This window comes from Methylobacterium sp. Leaf123, from assembly GCF_001423405.1.
Lineage (GTDB): Bacteria > Pseudomonadota > Alphaproteobacteria > Rhizobiales > Beijerinckiaceae > Methylobacterium.
In genome coordinates, this window is record NZ_LMNS01000023.1 from 345,285 (window position 1) to 360,882 (window position 15,598).

The 15,598-nt window shown below is 67.2% G+C and carries 14 protein-coding genes; 6 read left to right on the forward strand and 8 right to left on the reverse strand.

Annotation, left to right across the window (positions count from 1 at the left end):
• The first annotated feature begins 7 nt into the window (after positions 1 to 7).
• The 5 genes from ASF53_RS15330 to ASF53_RS25790 all read left to right on the forward strand — a co-directional run bounded on the left by ASF53_RS15330 (position 8) and on the right by ASF53_RS25790 (position 5,693).
• A complete protein-coding gene (locus tag ASF53_RS15330) occupies positions 8 to 685 on the forward strand; it encodes a YidB family protein (RefSeq protein WP_056199951.1) in 678 nt (225 codons plus the stop codon).
• Positions 686 to 705: 20 nt separating this feature from the next.
• Positions 706 to 1,434, forward strand: coding sequence for a glutathione S-transferase (locus tag ASF53_RS15335; protein ID WP_056199954.1), 729 nt, complete (start codon positions 706 to 708; stop codon positions 1,432 to 1,434).
• A gap of 117 nt (positions 1,435 to 1,551) precedes the next feature.
• Positions 1,552 to 3,885: a PAS domain-containing protein gene (locus ASF53_RS15340; RefSeq protein WP_056200209.1), complete on the forward strand. Its 2,334-nt coding sequence runs from the start codon at positions 1,552 to 1,554 to the stop codon at positions 3,883 to 3,885.
• A 141-nt stretch (positions 3,886 to 4,026) separates the two neighbouring features.
• Positions 4,027 to 5,151 carry a hypothetical protein gene (locus tag ASF53_RS25785; protein ID WP_156635559.1) on the forward strand — a complete coding sequence of 375 codons (1,125 nt, stop codon included), beginning with the start codon at positions 4,027 to 4,029 and terminating at the stop codon, positions 5,149 to 5,151.
• Positions 5,148 to 5,693, forward strand: a complete 546-nt coding sequence (locus tag ASF53_RS25790) for a hypothetical protein (RefSeq protein WP_156635562.1) — start codon at positions 5,148 to 5,150, stop codon at positions 5,691 to 5,693. Before ASF53_RS25785 ends, ASF53_RS25790 begins: the two co-directional genes overlap by 4 nt.
• Before the next feature lie 474 nt (positions 5,694 to 6,167).
• Here the strand turns inward: ASF53_RS25790 and ASF53_RS15345 are convergent, their stop codons facing one another.
• The 5 genes from ASF53_RS15345 to mutM form a co-directional block, all read right to left on the reverse strand.
• Positions 6,168 to 7,727: a serine hydrolase gene (locus tag ASF53_RS15345; protein WP_056199957.1), complete on the reverse strand. Its 1,560-nt coding sequence runs from the start codon at positions 7,725 to 7,727 to the stop codon at positions 6,168 to 6,170.
• A 240-nt stretch (positions 7,728 to 7,967) separates the two neighbouring features.
• Positions 7,968 to 8,876 (reverse strand): NAD(P)/FAD-dependent oxidoreductase, encoded by a 909-nt coding sequence (locus ASF53_RS15350; protein WP_056199961.1) that lies wholly within the window; start codon positions 8,874 to 8,876, stop codon positions 7,968 to 7,970.
• Positions 8,866 to 9,330, reverse strand: a complete 465-nt coding sequence (locus ASF53_RS15355) for an Rrf2 family transcriptional regulator (RefSeq protein WP_056199964.1) — start codon at positions 9,328 to 9,330, stop codon at positions 8,866 to 8,868. The genes ASF53_RS15350 and ASF53_RS15355 overlap by 11 nt, the downstream gene beginning before the upstream one ends.
• A gap of 144 nt (positions 9,331 to 9,474) precedes the next feature.
• Complete coding sequence (locus ASF53_RS15360; RefSeq protein WP_056199967.1) at positions 9,475 to 9,690, reverse strand: hypothetical protein; 216 nt, start codon at positions 9,688 to 9,690, stop codon at positions 9,475 to 9,477.
• A gap of 221 nt (positions 9,691 to 9,911) precedes the next feature.
• Positions 9,912 to 10,811 carry a bifunctional DNA-formamidopyrimidine glycosylase/DNA-(apurinic or apyrimidinic site) lyase gene (mutM, locus tag ASF53_RS15365; RefSeq protein WP_056199970.1) on the reverse strand — a complete coding sequence of 300 codons (900 nt, stop codon included), beginning with the start codon at positions 10,809 to 10,811 and terminating at the stop codon, positions 9,912 to 9,914.
• 239 nt (positions 10,812 to 11,050) lie between these two features.
• On the opposite strand from mutM, the gene ASF53_RS15370 reads away from it, so the two are divergent.
• Positions 11,051 to 12,175, forward strand: a complete 1,125-nt coding sequence (locus tag ASF53_RS15370; protein ID WP_056199975.1) for a carboxylate-amine ligase — start codon at positions 11,051 to 11,053, stop codon at positions 12,173 to 12,175.
• A gap of 108 nt (positions 12,176 to 12,283) precedes the next feature.
• Here the strand turns inward: ASF53_RS15370 and ASF53_RS15375 are convergent, their stop codons facing one another.
• From ASF53_RS15375 to ASF53_RS15385, 3 genes are all read right to left on the reverse strand, one after another.
• Positions 12,284 to 13,186: a sulfite exporter TauE/SafE family protein gene (locus tag ASF53_RS15375; protein WP_056199977.1), complete on the reverse strand. Its 903-nt coding sequence runs from the start codon at positions 13,184 to 13,186 to the stop codon at positions 12,284 to 12,286.
• 198 nt (positions 13,187 to 13,384) lie between these two features.
• Entirely contained in the window at positions 13,385 to 14,725 is a 1,341-nt protein-coding gene (gene der, locus ASF53_RS15380; protein WP_056199980.1) for a ribosome biogenesis GTPase Der, read from the reverse strand.
• 86 nt (positions 14,726 to 14,811) lie between these two features.
• Positions 14,812 to 15,522: a tetratricopeptide repeat protein gene (locus ASF53_RS15385; RefSeq protein ID WP_056199983.1), complete on the reverse strand. Its 711-nt coding sequence runs from the start codon at positions 15,520 to 15,522 to the stop codon at positions 14,812 to 14,814.
• Positions 15,523 to 15,598: the final 76 nt, after the last annotated feature.

Below are 15,598 nucleotides of genomic sequence, written 5' to 3' on the forward strand. Positions count from 1 at the left end.
GAAACGCATGGGGCTGCTCGATCAGGTCATCGGCGGAGTCGTCGGACAGGTTTTGGGGGGCGGACGCGGCGGGGCGCTGGCCTCGCCGGTGGTGAAGGCCCTCCTCATGCTGCTGCTCGCCAAGGGCGGGGGCGGCCTCGGCGACATCCTCGGCCGCGGATCGCCTGAATCCGGCGGCCGATCCCACCCCGGCCCGGACGCCGACGACGGCGATCTCGGCGGGTTCAACCAGGGCCGCCGCAGCGGGCCGCCGGCTCAGGGACACGAGGCCGGCAACGACCTCGGCGGCGATTTCGGCGACCTCGCCGGCATGCTCGACGGCCCCGGCGAGGGTGCGTCCGGCACCCGTTCGCCCGGCGGAGGCCCCTATGCCGGGCTCGACCGTGAGCCGGAGGACGGCAGCGGCGCTGCCTCCCACGGGCTCGACGGCTTGATCCAGGGCTTCGAGCGGAGCGGGCTCGGCGACGTGATCGGCTCGTGGATCGGCCATGGCCCCAACCGCGAGATCGCGCCGAACCGCCTCGCCGAGGCGCTGGGCCCGGGCACCCTCGACAGCCTGAGCCGCGAGACCGGCCTTCCGCGGGAGGATCTGCTCACGCAGCTGGCGCAGGCCCTGCCCGGCGTGATCGACGCGCTGACGCCCCAGGGCCGGGCGCCGAGCCGCGACGAGCGCGGCGGCTGGTGAGCCTAAGGAACGAATCCGCCATGGCCTACGAGCTGCATTACTGGCCGATGATCCCCGGCCGCGGCGAGTTCGTGCGGCTCGCCCTCGAAGCGGCCGGGGCGGATTACGTCGATGTCGCCCGCCGGCCCGAGGCGGAGGGCGGCGGCATCGCGGCGATGATGGACCGCCTGGAGGACGCGCCGATCCGCCCGCCCTTCGCCCCGCCCTTCCTCAAGGACGGCGACCGCGTGATCGGCCAGACCGCGGCGATCCTGCTCTATCTCGGGCCGCGCCTCGGCCTCGTCGGGGCGGACGAGGCCGACCGGATCTGGACGCACCAGATCCAGCTCACGATCGCCGACATGGTGGCGGAGGCGCACGACACCCATCACCCGGTCGGCGTCGGCCTCTATTACGAGGACCAGCGGCCGGAGGCGCGCCGCCGCGCCGAGGATTTTTGCACGAACCGCATCCCGAAATTCCTGGACTGGTTCGAGCGCGTGCTCGCCCGCAACCCGGCGGGGCGGGAGCATCTGGTGGGCGGCGCGTTGAGCTACGCCGACACCTCGCTGTTCCAGCTCGTGAACGGCCTGCGCTACGCCTTTCCCCGCGCCACGGCCCGGGCGCTGGCGCAGACACCGCATGTGGTTGCCCACGCGGAGCGAATCGGGCGGCTGCCGCGCATCGCGGCCTACCGCGCCAGCGAGCGCTGCCTCCCCTTCAACGAAGAGGGTATCTTCCGGCACTATCCGGAACTCGATGTCGGCTAACCTGCCCGCGCGCATGCCGGTGCCGGTCACGGCACGGGGGCAGAGCGATGACGGCTGTTTTGGCCAAACAGTCGCGCTTGTGCCCGCCGCCGGCGTGCTACATGTGCGCTCGTGAACATGACTGAAAGTCTTCCCTCTCCCGTGCCATCAGACGCCGAATCGGCGCGCTTTCGGATCTTGGAGCCGTTGCGGGCGGCGCAGGACCAGCTCGCCCGCGTGCAGGATGCCGCCGGGATCGGCGTCTTCACCCTCGACCTGCGCGAGGGCGTGCTGCATCCGAGCCCCGCCTTCTGCCGCCTGCACGGCCTGGAGGTGTGCGAGCGATACCCCCTCGCCGCGTTCGCGGAGCGGTTCCCCGCGGAGGATACGGCGATCCCCTCGGGGGCGTCGTCCGAGGAGGCGGTCTACCGCGTCCGCGATCTCCGGACCGGGGCATCGCGCTGGATCGCCCGCACCCTCGAGATCGAGCGCGATGCGGACGGCGCGGCCCTGCGGCTCGCGGGCGTGGTGCGGGACGTGACCGAACAGCGGACCCAGCGCACGGCGCTCACCGAGAGCGAGCAGCATTACCGCACGTTGTTCGAGCAGATGGACGAGGGCTACTGCGTCATCGAGTTCATCGACGGCCCGCACGGCCCCCTGAGCGACTACGTCCACGTCACCGCCAACCGCGCCTATGCGCAGCATTCGGGTATCGAAGAGGTGTCCGGCAAGCGCCTGCGCGAGATCGTCGGCGACGAGGCCGACGGCTGGGTCGCGCTCTACGGCGACGTCCTGCGCACCGGCCGGCCGATCCGCTTCCAGCGCGAGCTGGTCGCCACGGGGCGCTACCTCGAACTCGCCGCCTTCCGCATCGAGCCGCCGTCGCGCCGGCAGGTCGCGGTGCTGTTCCAGGACATCACGGCCCGGCGGCGCGTGGAGCACCTGCTCCATTCCAAGGCCGCCGACCTGGAGGCGGAGGTGGTGGCGCAACGGCGCGACCGCGACCGCGTCTGGACGCTCTCGCCGGTCCTCAAGGTCGTGGCCACCCCCGACGGGCGGATCGAGGCGGTGAACCCTTCGTGGAGCCGGACTTTGGGCTGGTCACCGGCCGAGACGGTGGGCCGGCACGTCCCCGATTTCTTCGCCCCCGAGGAGCGCGCGGCGGCCGAAGCGGCCCTGGAACGGCTCGCGGCCGGCGCCTCGACCGATCTCGAACTGACCTGCCTGACCAAGGATGGCGGCACCTGCCGGGTGCTGTGGACCATCGTGCCGGCCGACGGCCTGCTCTACGGCTTCGGCCGCGACATCACCGAGCAGCGCCACGCGGAGGAGGCCCTGCGCCAGTCGCAGAAGCTGGAGGCGGTGGGCCAGCTCACCGGGGGCGTGGCCCACGACTTCAACAACCTGCTCACCATCATCCGCTCCTCGGTCGAGTTCCTGCGCCGGCCCGACCTCGCGCCCGAGCGCAAGCGCCGCTACCTCGACGCGGTCTCCGACACGGTGGACCGGGCGGCCAAGCTGACGGGCCAGCTCCTCGCCTTCGCCCGGCGGCAGGCGCTCAAGCCCGAGACCTTCGATGTCGGCGAGCGGCTGCGCAGCATCTCGGAGATGCTCGATTCGGTGACCGGCGCGCGCATCCGCGTGGTCACCGACCTGCCCGGCGCCCCCTGCTTCGTGCGCGCCGATGCGAGCCAGTTCGAGACGGCTCTGGTCAACATGGCGGTCAACGCCCGCGACGCCATGGACGGCGAGGGCCGCCTGACCCTGCGCCTGGACGGCGCCGTGCCGATGCCGCCGATCCGCGGCCATGCCGGCGCGATCGGGCCCTTCGTCGCGGTCTCGGTGGTCGATACCGGCACCGGGATCGCCAGCGCCGATTTGGGCCGCATCTTCGAGCCGTTCTTCACCACCAAGGAGGTCGGCCGGGGCACGGGGCTCGGCCTCTCCCAGGTGATCGGCTTTGCCAAGCAATCGGGCGGGGACGTGGACGTGTGGAGCCGCGCGAGCGAGGGCACCACCTTCACCCTCTACCTGCCCGAGGTCGCCGCCCCCCTCGAAGCCCCCGCCCCCGCCCGGCCGCGGCCGGATGCGGATGCCGAGGCGCATCTGCGGATCCTCGTGGTCGAGGACAACCTCGAAGTCGGCCGCTTCTGCACCCAGATCCTGGAGGAACTCGGCCACCAGCCGGTCTGGGCCGAGAACGCCGAGGCAGCCCTGGTCGAGCTAAACCGCACCGAAACGCCGTTCGAGGCGGTGTTTTCCGATGTCGTGATGCCCGGCATGGGCGGCATCGCGCTCGCCCGCATCCTGCGGGAGCGCTGCCCCGATCTGCCGGTGGTCCTCACCTCCGGCTACAGCCACGTCCTGGCGCAGGACGACGCGCACGGGTTCGAGCTGTTGCGCAAGCCCTACTCCGCGGCGGAGTTGGGACGGGTGCTGCGGGAGATGGCGGGCCGTAAGGGCACGTAAACGATCGGAAACTGATACATTCGGCGGCATTCTCGCACTCGGCGCGCATGATTATGCCGTTTCGATCATGTCGTCCTATTGCAGGTCAGGCAATTTTTCTCATATCATCAACCTGAGGTATAACCATCTCGGATATTTCCCTTGATCGAAGTCGATATCAAAACCAAAATCATATCCAGCAAACAAAAATTATGGGTTATATATTCGGGAACTCGTAGGCAATATTACGATCAATTTTATCGTGATAATGTAGTATTTCTAGATTATCCCGAGCTGAGACTTAGTCGGTCGGACCCTGGCGACAAGGCAATTGTTAGACAGCATGTTCGGATGTCTAATGCCTTCGATCAATATGAGAGAAGTAATTTTTCGGAAAATCCTCCGTCAGGGCACTTAAAGGATTACTCAAACGAGCCCTTTAGCGAACATTCTTCGAGAGTGAAAGCTTCTAATATACGGAGGATGTTTTTTGATTTGGAAGTTGGCGATCTTATAATGGTCCCAGGCGGGCCATTTGACTCTATACTATTCGGAGAAGTTGCAGAACCTTTCGATCCGAACCTACTTATTCGAGCTAAATCACGTAAAAGCGAGCGAAAAGTGCAAGGTAGACGCGTTGCTTGGACACGCGCTGATGCTATGCGTGCTAGCATTCCTCATGATTTGCAAAAATACTTTCAGAAACCCCCTGCAATATCAAGAGTCCCTAGGGATCTTAGCACAGAAAGATTGTATGGATTTGCTTACGAGTCTTATGTTCTGCGCGACTTATCATTCCAGTTATTTGACGCACCAGGATACTCAGGCAAGGATCCGCGCGGCACAGAGGATATCAACCAACTCGTAAGCTACCTGATCGCAGCATACGAAGCAATCGATAGGGGAGAAATTGTAGATTTTGCAAATCTCGAATGGGATGATGCAATCGATAAATATTACAATGAAGAACTAGTCTTATCATATGAGCAGGTATTCCGGTCTCCGGGACACTTGGCACTAATGGCAGCCGCCGCATCACTAGCTGCATTTGTCGGCGCAGGCGTTAGCGTATCAATCTCGAGATACGCCGCAAATGATTTGAAGAACGGCATATCCATCACCAATAGCGAGAATACGACTAAAACTAGTGCAGTCGAAAAAGATACGGAGAAAAAAATAAATTTTTTGATGAATAGCTTGGGAGAGGATAGGATCAAAAAAATGAAAAAGAAGGGCAAAAACGGGAATAGAAAGCTCCGCGTGCGCCCCAGGTCCACAGTCAAATGAAAAATGCCCTTTTATATCTCAAAAATCTTCTCCTCGAATCAAACGTTCCACTATGGGTGACTATAGTTGGGATTTTAGGAGGTGCGGTTGGGGCCTACGTAATTACCCCTCTTCTAAATCAAAAACTGGAAAATCAAAAAATAAAGACTGAATACGTTATTCGGAGCCTAGATTCGATTAATTCCAAGACACAGGAAATGCTCTCTGAAATTTCCATCGTCAATAGGCGAATATACAATAAGAATCAGAATATTGAAGAGAATATCGACAAAGCAACACGTCTAGTGGCTGAACTCCAATGGAAGGCGATTGAAATCAGCGCCGTCCTAGACGATGAGAAAAGCCTAAGTATATTGGTAGATTTTCAAGAGAAGCTGGATGCGGTGAGATCGAAAATCGAACTCATCAATTCTCCAGATAGCGCTCTGAAAGCACTGGCTGAAATTCGTTCTTTCATCCCCGCTTCATTACGCTTGGTTAACAGAATTGCATCGCTGAGCGGCATCCGATTCAGCGATAACTTGGTTTCGCGCAGCAAATAATGCCTTATATATGATTTTATAAAATAGATATTTAGTTTTGCTGTGTCATTGGGATCAGTTTCTGGCAATTAGACTGAATTAATTCTCCCAGTAAAAGAGTGCGGCAGCAATTTTCCATGCCACCTATATCCACCCGATCCAGTCCCTCCAGAAACAAGGGAATTATTCAGCACAATGAACGTTCGTGAGAAGCTGAGGAGAGTGCACAAAATTTAGTGCGCCACCGACGTCTATTCGAGCGAGTACAAAACGAATTCAAAAACTACGGCTGCCCAGCGGGCGGGTTGGTCGGCGCCGTGGTTTGCCCGGCGGACAGTAGGGCGGCATACTGATAGCTAACCCAAGAGCATTGTCCTGTATCGAAGGCCGGCGTCCACCCTCCGGTAAAATGCTCGATCACGCGGCGCTCCTTCCCAAAAGGCTATATCGAAGCGGACCGCGCCTCGCCGCTGGCGCAGCCGCGCGCCTCGGCGCTCATTCGCTCGACCGATCGAGGGTGCCCAGACCGTTCGCGTTCAGCGCGTCGAGCGTGACTGCGGTGGCTGTTCCGCCGCTCCCGATCGCGAAACGGATCGCCGACGGGTTGTCCGGCGCCTCCGCATCCGGAAAGCAGAGGAAGAGATCGCGATCGAAGTGGCGCAGCGGATAGGTCCGCGCCCCGCCGGGCCCGACCGTCAGGGTCAGGCGACCCTCGCTCTGCGCGACCTCGGCATTGCCGACGTAAGTGTTGGCGTAACGCCCCGTATAGGCCGACAGGGGAAGCGACGCCGAGGCGTTCGCCGGGGGCTGGCTGTAGACGGCGCGGTTCGCCGAGGCGCTCGGGCCGAACATGCCGGTGTAGGTTTCGCCCCACACCTTCAGCCAATCCTTGCGGATCCGGCCGTCGAAGACGAGGTCCGCGAAGCTGTCGGCCAAGCCCTCCGGGACGCCGGAAGGAAAGGCGTTCGTCAGCAGGACGATGCCGAGCTTCGCCTCCGGATGGATCGAGACGAGGGTCTGCGCGCCGACGCTGAAGGCGCCGGCATGGCCCCAGACGAGACCGTGGCGGCCATACTCGATGTTCCAGCCCAGCCCGTAGAAGGAGACGCCTCCCGTCACGGGATTGGTGCCGCGTGCGGTGAGCGGCACATGGGTCTGCGCGAGGGCCGCGCCGGCAATGCGTTGCCTGCCCTCGAACTGGCCGTTCCCGATTTCGAGCCGCACCCAGCGGGCAAGGTCGCGGACAGTCGAGCTGACGCCGCCGGCCGGCGCCTGCGCGTCGGGATCGCGTTCGGTCCCCGCCCTCCAGACGCCGTCGCGTCGGACATGGAGTGCGGCCCGGTCGAGGCGCGTCAGGAAGGCGTCATGCCGCGTGCTCGTGGCACTCATCCCCAGCGGGCCGAAGAGCTTTTCTTGCGCCACGACCTCCCACGGCTGGCCGGTCGGCCCGGCGGCGGCCACGGCTCCCGCGGTGAAACCGAAATTGCTGTAAGCGTAACCCGCCCGGAAGCTGGAGGAGGGTGGCACAAGGCGCAACCTGCGAAGGATGTCGTCGCGGCCGTATCCGATCCCTTCGAGGTCATCCCCGGCGCTGCCCGGCAAGCCGCTGCGGTGGTTGAGGACATCGCGCACCGTGACCTGCGCGGCCGGATAGGGCTCGTGAAGCCGGAAGCCGGGGTCGAGATCGGCGACGCGCGAATCCCAGCCGACGCCCCCCTCGCCCACGAGGGCGGCCACCACGGTCGCGGTGATGGGCTTGGACAGGGACGCGATCTGAAACACCGTGTCCGGCCCGACCAAATCGGGCTTTCCGACTTGCCGGCGGCCAAAACCTTTCAGGAACAGCGTCTCGTCGCCGTAGACGATGGCGATCGCGAGGCCCGGCACTTCGCCCGCATCGATCGCCTGTTGCGCCAGCGCTTCGAGGGCCGGCAATCGCGCCTCGACCTGCGCACGGGTGAGGGCTTGGCCGAACGCGGTTCCGGAACCGCCCGCGATGACGCCGAGCGCAAGACAGACCCGCGCGATGCGCCGGTGGGATCGAAGCCGCTGCATCTGATCGTCGATCCCATCGAGAGCGGCTCGGGCAAAGAGAATCGCGCCGAGGCCACCCCCAAGCTGATCGCCGCGACCATCGCTGACAAGGCGAAATCAGTCGTTGGGATGGACGGGGGACCACACGGGACTTGGGCCGTCTCAGTTTCGGCGCTTGCCCGCAAGGCGAGGGCGCGTCGCGATGGGGCCGGGAGGGACATCGCGGTTGCCGGTCCCGAGGCCCGGCCCCCCCCCCCCCCCTCACGCCGCCAGACGCGGAAACACCAGCGTCTGGTGCAGGGCCACGCCGGCGGTCACGCCGTCGGCGGACGCCCAGGCCACGCTGTGCCGAGACCGTGCCGCGTCCCCGGCCGCGTAGACACCCGGAACCGTCGTCTCCTTCATCGCGTCGGTGCGGATCACCGGCCCTAGCATGCCCTCATCCACGGCGCAGCCGAGTTGTTCGGCAAGCCCGCTGTTCAGGCGAGAACGGGGGCCGACGAAGAGGGCATCCAGCGGGAGCGTCCGGCCATCCGCCATCACGAGTGCCGAGAGGGCCCGCCCCTCGCCCGCGAGCGTACGGATCGGGCCAAGTTCGATTCCGACGTTGCGGGCGGCGAGCCGCGCGCAGGCCTCCGCATCGGGCGCCGGGCCCCCGTTCAGGAACAGCGTGGTCGGCCCCCATTCCGCGACCAGTTCAGCCTGATGGACCGATAGGGCGCCGGCCGACAGCACGCCGAGGACGCGCCCGGAAAACTCGAAGCCGTGGCAGTAGGGGCAGTGCAGCACGCTCGCGCCCCAGCGCTCCGCCAACCCCGGAAGATCGGGCAGGAGATCGTTGATGCCGAAGGCGAGGACGAGCTTGGACGCCGTGAGGCGTTGCCCCCCGGCCAGCGCGATGGCGAAGCCGTCGCCTGCGGCGCGCGCCGACACCGCCTCCCCCGTGACGAAGGTCGCGTTCGGGTAGCCGGCGAGCTGCGCGCGGGCGGTCGCGATCATCGCCAGCGGATTCTCGCCGTCCTGCGCGAAGAAGCCGTGCGAGGCGGCGGCAAAGCGGTTGCGGGGCGCGCCGGCATCGATGACGCAGACCCTCCGGCGCCCTCGGGCGATGTAGAGCGCCGCGGAGAGGCCGGCGAAGCTGCCGCCGACGATGATCGCATCATACCGCATGGGCCGTCTCCGGGTTGAAGTCGCCGCCGCGCGCCGCGAGGCGGGCATGGAAGTCGGCACTGAGCGCGGCGAGGGTGATCCGGCCGAGCTGCGCCAGCAGAAGCGCCTCCGCCTCGCGGAAGCTCTCGTCCATCGCGGCATTGACCGCCTGTTCGACGAGGCAGCCGGGCGCCTCGCTCCGGTTGCCCATGGCGAAGATCTCGGGCGCGCCGAGCGCGTCGTAGATGTCGCGCAGGGTGACGGCCGCGAAATCGCAGGCGATCCGCCAGCCTCCGCCATGGCCCTTCTCCGAGCGGACGTAACCCCGGTCGCGCAGGCCCGCCATGATGCGCCGGACCACGACGGGGTTGGTCTGCATCACGCCGGCCAGGAACTCGGAGGTCACCGGCCCCTCGATCTCGGCCATGTGCAGGAGCACGTGGAGGACGCCCGAAAGCTTGCCGTCTCGCCTCATGTAACTTTAAATGTTTCATGAGATGAGCCCTGTCAAGCGCGCGATGCGACAGGCCCCGAACGCAAGAAGGCCCGCCTCCCGGCGGGCCTTCCTCCTTTCATGCCGCCCGGTCACCGACCGGGCGATGTCGAAAATCCCCTGAAACTACGGCTGCCCGGCGGGCTTGTTGGTCGCGGGCGGGTTGGTCGGTGCCGTGGTCTGGCCGGCGGCCGGCGGAGTTGCGGGCGGCGTCGCGGGGGATGTCGTCGTGGTGCTGGCCGGAGGCGTAGTCGTGCCCGTGGTGTCCTTCTTCTCGTCCTTGCAGGCTGCGAGGCCGAGGGCGAGCAGGCCGAGAACCGGGATCAGCTTGATGGCGCGCATGTGTTCCTCCGTGTCGTTGAGCCCCCCGAAGCGCCGCCGCGAACGGCCGGCGCAGCGGAAGAGCGGAAACGGGCTTTGCCGTGCTGTGGCAAAGCTGAGAACGCACTTCGGCCCCAAACCGTTCACCCTTCGCGGGGGTGATGACCTGAAGAACGGCGGATGAGCGCCGAATTTCTGAAAAAGATAAGCGGGATGAAACCGGCGGCCCAGGCGTCCGGACCTTACCGGACCGGCAAGACCTGGCAGGTTTCGCAGAAGAAGGTCGAGCGGCCGCCCTGCACGATCCGGCCGACGCGGCCCGTGCAGCCCTTGGTCGGGCAGGCATGGCCCACCCGGTCGTAGACGCGAAAGCCGTGCTGGAACGCGCCGCGCTCCCCGTCCGGCCGGGCGTAGTCGCGCAAGGTCGAGCCGCCGGCCGCCACGGCCTCGGTCAGCACCGCCTTGATCTCCTTGACGAGCCTTTTCGCCTTGGGTGTCGGCGAAGCGTCGGGCTTGGCGAGCGCCCCCGCCGGCAGGGCCGGGTGGAGGCCCGAGCGGTGCAGTGCCTCGCAGACATAGATGTTGCCCAGGCCTGCGATCAGGCGCTGGTCGAGGAGCGCCGCCTTCAACGGCGTGATTTTCCGGGCGAACAGGCGCGCGAGCAGGGGCGCGTCGAGGGCATCAGAGAGCGGCTCGACGCCCATGCTGGCGAAGTGGCGGCAGGTCTCGAGGTCGCGGGTCGCCACGAGGTCCATGAAGCCGAAGCGGCGGGCGTCGTTATAGGTGACGGTGGCGCCGTTGGCGAAGGCCATCACCACGTGGTCGTGCTTCGGCGTGCCGAGCGCCCCTTCGAGGTAGAAGTCGCCCGGCGAAAGGTTCGAGCCGTCGGGCAGCCGCACGTCGAAGCGCCCGCTCATGCCGAGATGCAGGATCAGGCTCTCGCCCGAATCGAGATGCGCCGTGAGGTACTTGGCCCGGCGCGCCAGATCCAGCACCGTGGTGCCCTCCAGCCGCTCGGCGAAGCGCTCGGGGAAGGGGAAGCGCAGGTTCGGCCGGCGCAGGGTGACGCGGGCGACGCGGGCGCCGACCATCGCGGGGGCGAGCCCCCGGCGCACGGTCTCGACTTCGGGCAGTTCGGGCATGGTCGCGAGGGATTAGCTGCGGAAAAAGAGAGCTGTAGCGCCCTCCCCGGCCCCGGCGCGAGCCCCGCCGACCCGTGCCGGGCGGCCACGGTGTCGCGCGTGCCGCCGGGCCGCCCCGGGAACCGTTGCCAGGGCTCACGGCTTGCTCCCGGCCAAGGTCCTTTCGGTGCGCCTCTCTGGCCGGACCGGCCGGCCTTCCGGTTGAGAGCGCGTCAGCCGGTCGTCGGAGTCAGCACGGCATGAGCGCCCACCCCTACCGGTTCGGGATCGAGGAAGAGTATTTCCTCGCCGATGCCGAGACCCGCGGCACGCCGCGCCGCTCGGTCAAGCCGTTCCATCAGGCGGCCGGGGAGCGGCTGCCGGAGATCGGGCGCGAGCTGCTGCAATGCCAGGTCGAGGTCTGCACCCCGCCCTCCATCGCGTTCCCGGCGGCCCACGCCGCGCTGCGCGAGCAACGGCAGGCGCTGGCGGACCTGGGCCGCGAGCACGGGCTTCTGGTCTTTGCCGCCGGCACCCACCCCATCGCCGACTGGGCGCGGCAATTGCCGACCAAGGGCGACCGCTACCGCGGCATCCTGCGCGATGTCGGCCTGGCCGGGCGGCGCAGCTTGATCTGCGGCATGCATGTCCATGTCGAGGTCACCGACCCCGACCAGCGCGTCGCGCTGATGGACCGGCTGCTGCCGTTCCAGCCCCTGCTGTTTGCCCTTTCCGCCTCCTCGCCGTTCTGGCAGGGCAAGCCGACGGGGCTCGCCGCCTACCGCCTCAGCGCCTTCGGCGAGCTGCCGCGCACCGGCCTGCCCGACCTGATGGGCGATGCGGAGGCCTATGCGCGCTACGTGCGCATCATGACCCAAGCCGGCTCGATCCAGGATGCGAGCTTCCTGTGGTGGTCCCTGCGCCCCTCGATCAAGTTCCCGACGCTCGAACTGCGCATCGCCGATTCCTGCACCCGGCTCGCCGACGCCATCGTGGTGGCGGCCCTGTTCCGCTGCCTCGTGCGGCTGGTCGAGCGCCGGCCTGACATCAATGCGGGGCTCACCGGCGTCTCGCGGGCGATCGCGGGGGAGAATCTGTGGCGGGCCCAGCGCAGCGGGATCGAGGCCGAGCTGATCGACGAGGCGTCCGAGCAGGCGTTCCCCTTCGACGCCGCCCTCGACACGCTGCTCTCGCTGATCGCGGAGGATGCCGAGGCGCTGGGCTGCACCGAAGAGGTGGCCGACGCCCGCCGCATCCTGCGCGAGGGCACCAGCGCCGACCGGCAGATCGCGGCGTTCGACGGCACCCGCGGCGGCGACACCAGCAACCGCCAAGCCCTCGACGCGGTGGTGGACTGGCTCGCCGAGACCACGCGGGCGGGGTGAACGACGTAAGCGCATCGCCCCGGATATCGCATCCGGGACGATGCCCTAACCTCTTGCCTTTGCATCGTCTTTTCCCGAAAGCCGGCGACCACCGTCCGGGACGATGCGCTAACCGAACAGCTCCGCGAGGCTCACGAGGCTGAGACCCGCGATCAGAAGTCCCACCACGATCATCAGCGCCCGCGCCGGGATCACCCGCACCAGCAGGGCGGCGACGGGGGCCGCAAACAGCCCGCCGACGACGAGGCCGGCGATGGTGGTCCAGTGGGTCAGCCCGCCGAGCAGGGTGAAGGACAACCCGCTCGCCACGGCGACGAAGAACTCCGCCGCGTTGACGGTGCCGATCGAGGTGCGCGGATCCTGACCGCCGCCGACCAGCGTCGTCGTCACCACCGGCCCCCACCCGCCGCCGCCGACCGCATCGACGAAGCCGCCGCCAAGCGCCAACGGCACCACGGCCCGCGGCGGCTCGCGGTTGGTCTTCAGGGTGCGGAACGCCTTGGACAGGACGTAGAGCCCCATCCCCAGCAGATAGACCGAGACGAACGGCTTGATCGTCTCGCCATCGACCGAAGTGAGAAGGGTCGCGCCCGCCACCGCGCCGATCACGCCGGGGATCAGCAGGCGCCGGAACAGTGCCCCGTCCACATTGCCGAGCCGCCAGTGCGAGAGGCCGGAGAAGGCGGTGGTGAAGATCTCGGCGACATGCACGGAGGCCGAGGCCGCCGCCGGCGGGACCCCGGTGGAGAGCAGGAACGTCGTCGAGGTGATGCCGTAGGCCATGCCGAGCGCGCCATCGACGGTCTGCGCCGCGAGCCCGACCGCCGCCGCGGTCCAGAAGCCGCGACTGCTCAAGCCCTCTCGGACCGTCTGGACGGTGCCGGCATCGGCCCATGTCGCGAACAGGGCGGCAGCAGCGAGCACGGCAAGGCCCGCGAGCCCGAACAGGGCAAGCGTGCGCGGCTCAACGCGCTTCGTCGGCCGCGCCGCGGCGGAGGACGATCCGGTCATCGGGAAACGATCCATGCGAGAAGGAGCCGGCGGGCTGAGGACTCGGGCGAGCGAGGGAGCGGAGTTCCCGAGTTCAACGCACCAAGTTCTTCAACGTACCAAGCTCTTCAACGCGCGCCGGGCCGAAACTCTCCCTTGCTCTCTGCGGGAGAATGTCCTTCCCGCAGGAATCGCGCTGTCCCGGATCGATCGACCGTCTCAGCCCTTCTCGAACGGGTTCTTCGTGGTGCGCAGGGACAGCCGGATCGGCGTGCCGGGCAGTTCGAAGGCCTCGCGCAGGCCGTTGACGAGGTAGCGGGTGTAGGATTTCGGCAGGGCGTCGAGCTGGTTGCCGAACAGGGCGAAGTGCGGCGGGCGGCTCTTCACCTGGGTCGCGTAGCGGATCTTGATGCGCCGGCCGGAGACCGCGGGCGGCGGGTTGCGCTGGAGCGCGTCGGTGAGCCACGCATTGATCCGCGCCGTCGAGACGCGCCGGCTCCACACCTCGGAGGCATCGACCACGGCCTGCATCAGCTTGTCGATGCCGTCGCCGGCCAAGCCCGAGAGCGACACCACCGAGACGCCGCGCACCTGCGGCAGCAGGCGGGTGCAGTCTTCCCGGAGGGTCTTGAGCAGGCCCGGCTGGTCGGCGACGAGATCCCACTTGTTGAGGCCGATCACCACGGCGCGGCCCTCGCTCTCGACGAGATCGACGATGGTGAGATCCTGCTTCTCGAACGGGATCGTCGCATCGAGGAGCACGACCACGACCTCGGCGAAGCGCACGGCGCGCAGGCCGTCCGAGACCGCGAGCTTTTCCAGCTTGTCGTCGATGCGCGCCCGGCGGCGCATGCCGGCGGTGTCGTGGAGCTTGATCCGGCGCCCGCGCCACTCCCAATCGAGGGAGATCGAGTCGCGGGTGATGCCGGCTTCGGGGCCGACCAGCAGGCGGTCCTCGCCGATCATCCGGTTGATGAGGGTGGACTTGCCGGCGTTCGGGCGCCCGACGATGGCGACGCGCAGGCCCTTGCCGCCCTCCCCGTCCTCGTCCTCCTCGTCGGGTTCGGGCAGTACCTCGCGCAGCGCATCCTGCAGCGAGCCCAGGCCCTCGCCGTGCTCGGCAGAGAAGGGGATCGGGTCGCCGAGCCCCAGCGAGAACGCGTCGTAGGCGCCGGCCATCCCGGCGCCGCCCTCGGCCTTGTTGGCGATGAGGATGACGGGGCAGCCGGAGCGGCGCACCAGTTCGGCGAAGGGCCGGTCGGACGGCAGGACGCCGGCGCGGGCGTCGATGACGAACAGCACCGCGTCGGCCTCAAGAATCGCGGCCTCGGTCTGGGCCCGCATGCGGCCGAGCAGCGAATCGGCGTCCGCCTCTTCGAGGCCCGCGGTGTCGATGACGCGGAAGGCGACGTCGCCGATGAAGCCCTCGCCCTCGCGGCGGTCTCGGGTCACGCCGGGGCGGTCATCCACCAGGGCGAGCTTGCGCCCGACCAGCCGGTTGAACAGGGTCGACTTGCCGACATTCGGGCGTCCGACGATCGCGACGGTCGGCAGATCCATGGGAAAGAACAGTCTCGTCAGGCGCGCGGGCCAGGGAGCCCGACGCGCAGCATCTAGTGTGAAGATAGGCGGTTCCGGCCGCGCCGTCAGCGGGTGATCGGCGGCGGCGCGGCATTCTCGGGCTTGGCTTCCGTGACGGTGACGGCGCCACCGGCCACAAGCGCTTGGTAGATCTCGACCCGTTGACGCAGGCCCTGGGGCGTCTCGCCATCGGCGCTGATCTGGTCGAACCAGCGGCCGGCGCCCTCGATGTCGCCGCGCTTCAGAGCGGTCAGGCCGAGCATCTCGCGGGCGGTGTGGCGGAAGGCGTTGGTCGGGGCGGCCAGCCCCTGGAGGCTGGTCAGCGCCGCGTTCGGATCGGTGCCGTCGAGGCGCAGCAGCGCCGCGCGCAGGCGGGCGAGGTCGCGCAGGCCATCGCCGATGCCGGTATCGGCGGCGAGCTTGTCATAGGCGGCCGCACCGGCCGCCGTGTCACGCTTGGCCGCCTCGGCGGCGAGGCGGAAGCGGGCGAGCAGGGCGTAGCCCCCCGGCCCGTCGGCCTGGATCGCGGCGAAGTCGCGGTCGGCCTCCTCCGCCTTGCCGTCCTTGGCGAGGCGGTTGGCCTTGTCGAACTGCTGAGAGGCCGCCTCGGCGCGGGTGCGCTCGGCATGGCGCCAGTAATTGTAGCCGCCGACGCCGGCCACGAGGAGAACCGCCAGGGTGATGATCAGCGCGTTGTAGCGCTTCCAGATGTTGGCGATCTGGTCGCGGCGGTAATCCTCGTCGACCTCGCGGATGAACTCGTTGTTCTCGGCCATGACAAATCCGGGCGCTCCTCGCGGAGCGCGCTCGCCTCGCTCGTCGTCGTATCGAGGGCGCCTAGCACAGCGCCCC

Excerpts from the sequence above, each read along its gene's own strand:
- mutM (WP_056199970.1), bottom strand. The coding sequence starts at position 10,811 with ATGCCCGAACTGCCCGAAGTCGAGACCGTGCGCCGGGGGCTCGCCCCC.
- ASF53_RS15335 (WP_056199954.1), top strand. The coding sequence starts at position 706 with ATGGCCTACGAGCTGCATTACTGGCCGATGATCCCCGGCCGCGGCGAG.
- ASF53_RS15360 (WP_056199967.1), bottom strand. The coding sequence starts at position 9,690 with ATGCGCGCCATCAAGCTGATCCCGGTTCTCGGCCTGCTCGCCCTCGGC.
- ASF53_RS15370 (WP_056199975.1), top strand. The coding sequence starts at position 11,051 with ATGAGCGCCCACCCCTACCGGTTCGGGATCGAGGAAGAGTATTTCCTC.
- ASF53_RS15330 (WP_056199951.1), top strand. The coding sequence starts at position 8 with ATGGGGCTGCTCGATCAGGTCATCGGCGGAGTCGTCGGACAGGTTTTG.
- ASF53_RS15355 (WP_056199964.1), bottom strand. The coding sequence starts at position 9,330 with ATGAGGCGAGACGGCAAGCTTTCGGGCGTCCTCCACGTGCTCCTGCAC.
- ASF53_RS25790 (WP_156635562.1), top strand. The coding sequence starts at position 5,148 with ATGAAAAATGCCCTTTTATATCTCAAAAATCTTCTCCTCGAATCAAAC.
- ASF53_RS15345 (WP_056199957.1), bottom strand. The coding sequence starts at position 7,727 with ATGCAGCGGCTTCGATCCCACCGGCGCATCGCGCGGGTCTGTCTTGCG.
- ASF53_RS15385 (WP_056199983.1), bottom strand. The coding sequence starts at position 15,522 with ATGGCCGAGAACAACGAGTTCATCCGCGAGGTCGACGAGGATTACCGC.
- ASF53_RS15350 (WP_056199961.1), bottom strand. The coding sequence starts at position 8,876 with ATGCGGTATGATGCGATCATCGTCGGCGGCAGCTTCGCCGGCCTCTCC.
- ASF53_RS15375 (WP_056199977.1), bottom strand. The coding sequence starts at position 13,186 with ATGACCGGATCGTCCTCCGCCGCGGCGCGGCCGACGAAGCGCGTTGAG.
- ASF53_RS15340 (WP_056200209.1), top strand. The coding sequence starts at position 1,552 with ATGACTGAAAGTCTTCCCTCTCCCGTGCCATCAGACGCCGAATCGGCG.
- der (WP_056199980.1), bottom strand. The coding sequence starts at position 14,725 with ATGGATCTGCCGACCGTCGCGATCGTCGGACGCCCGAATGTCGGCAAG.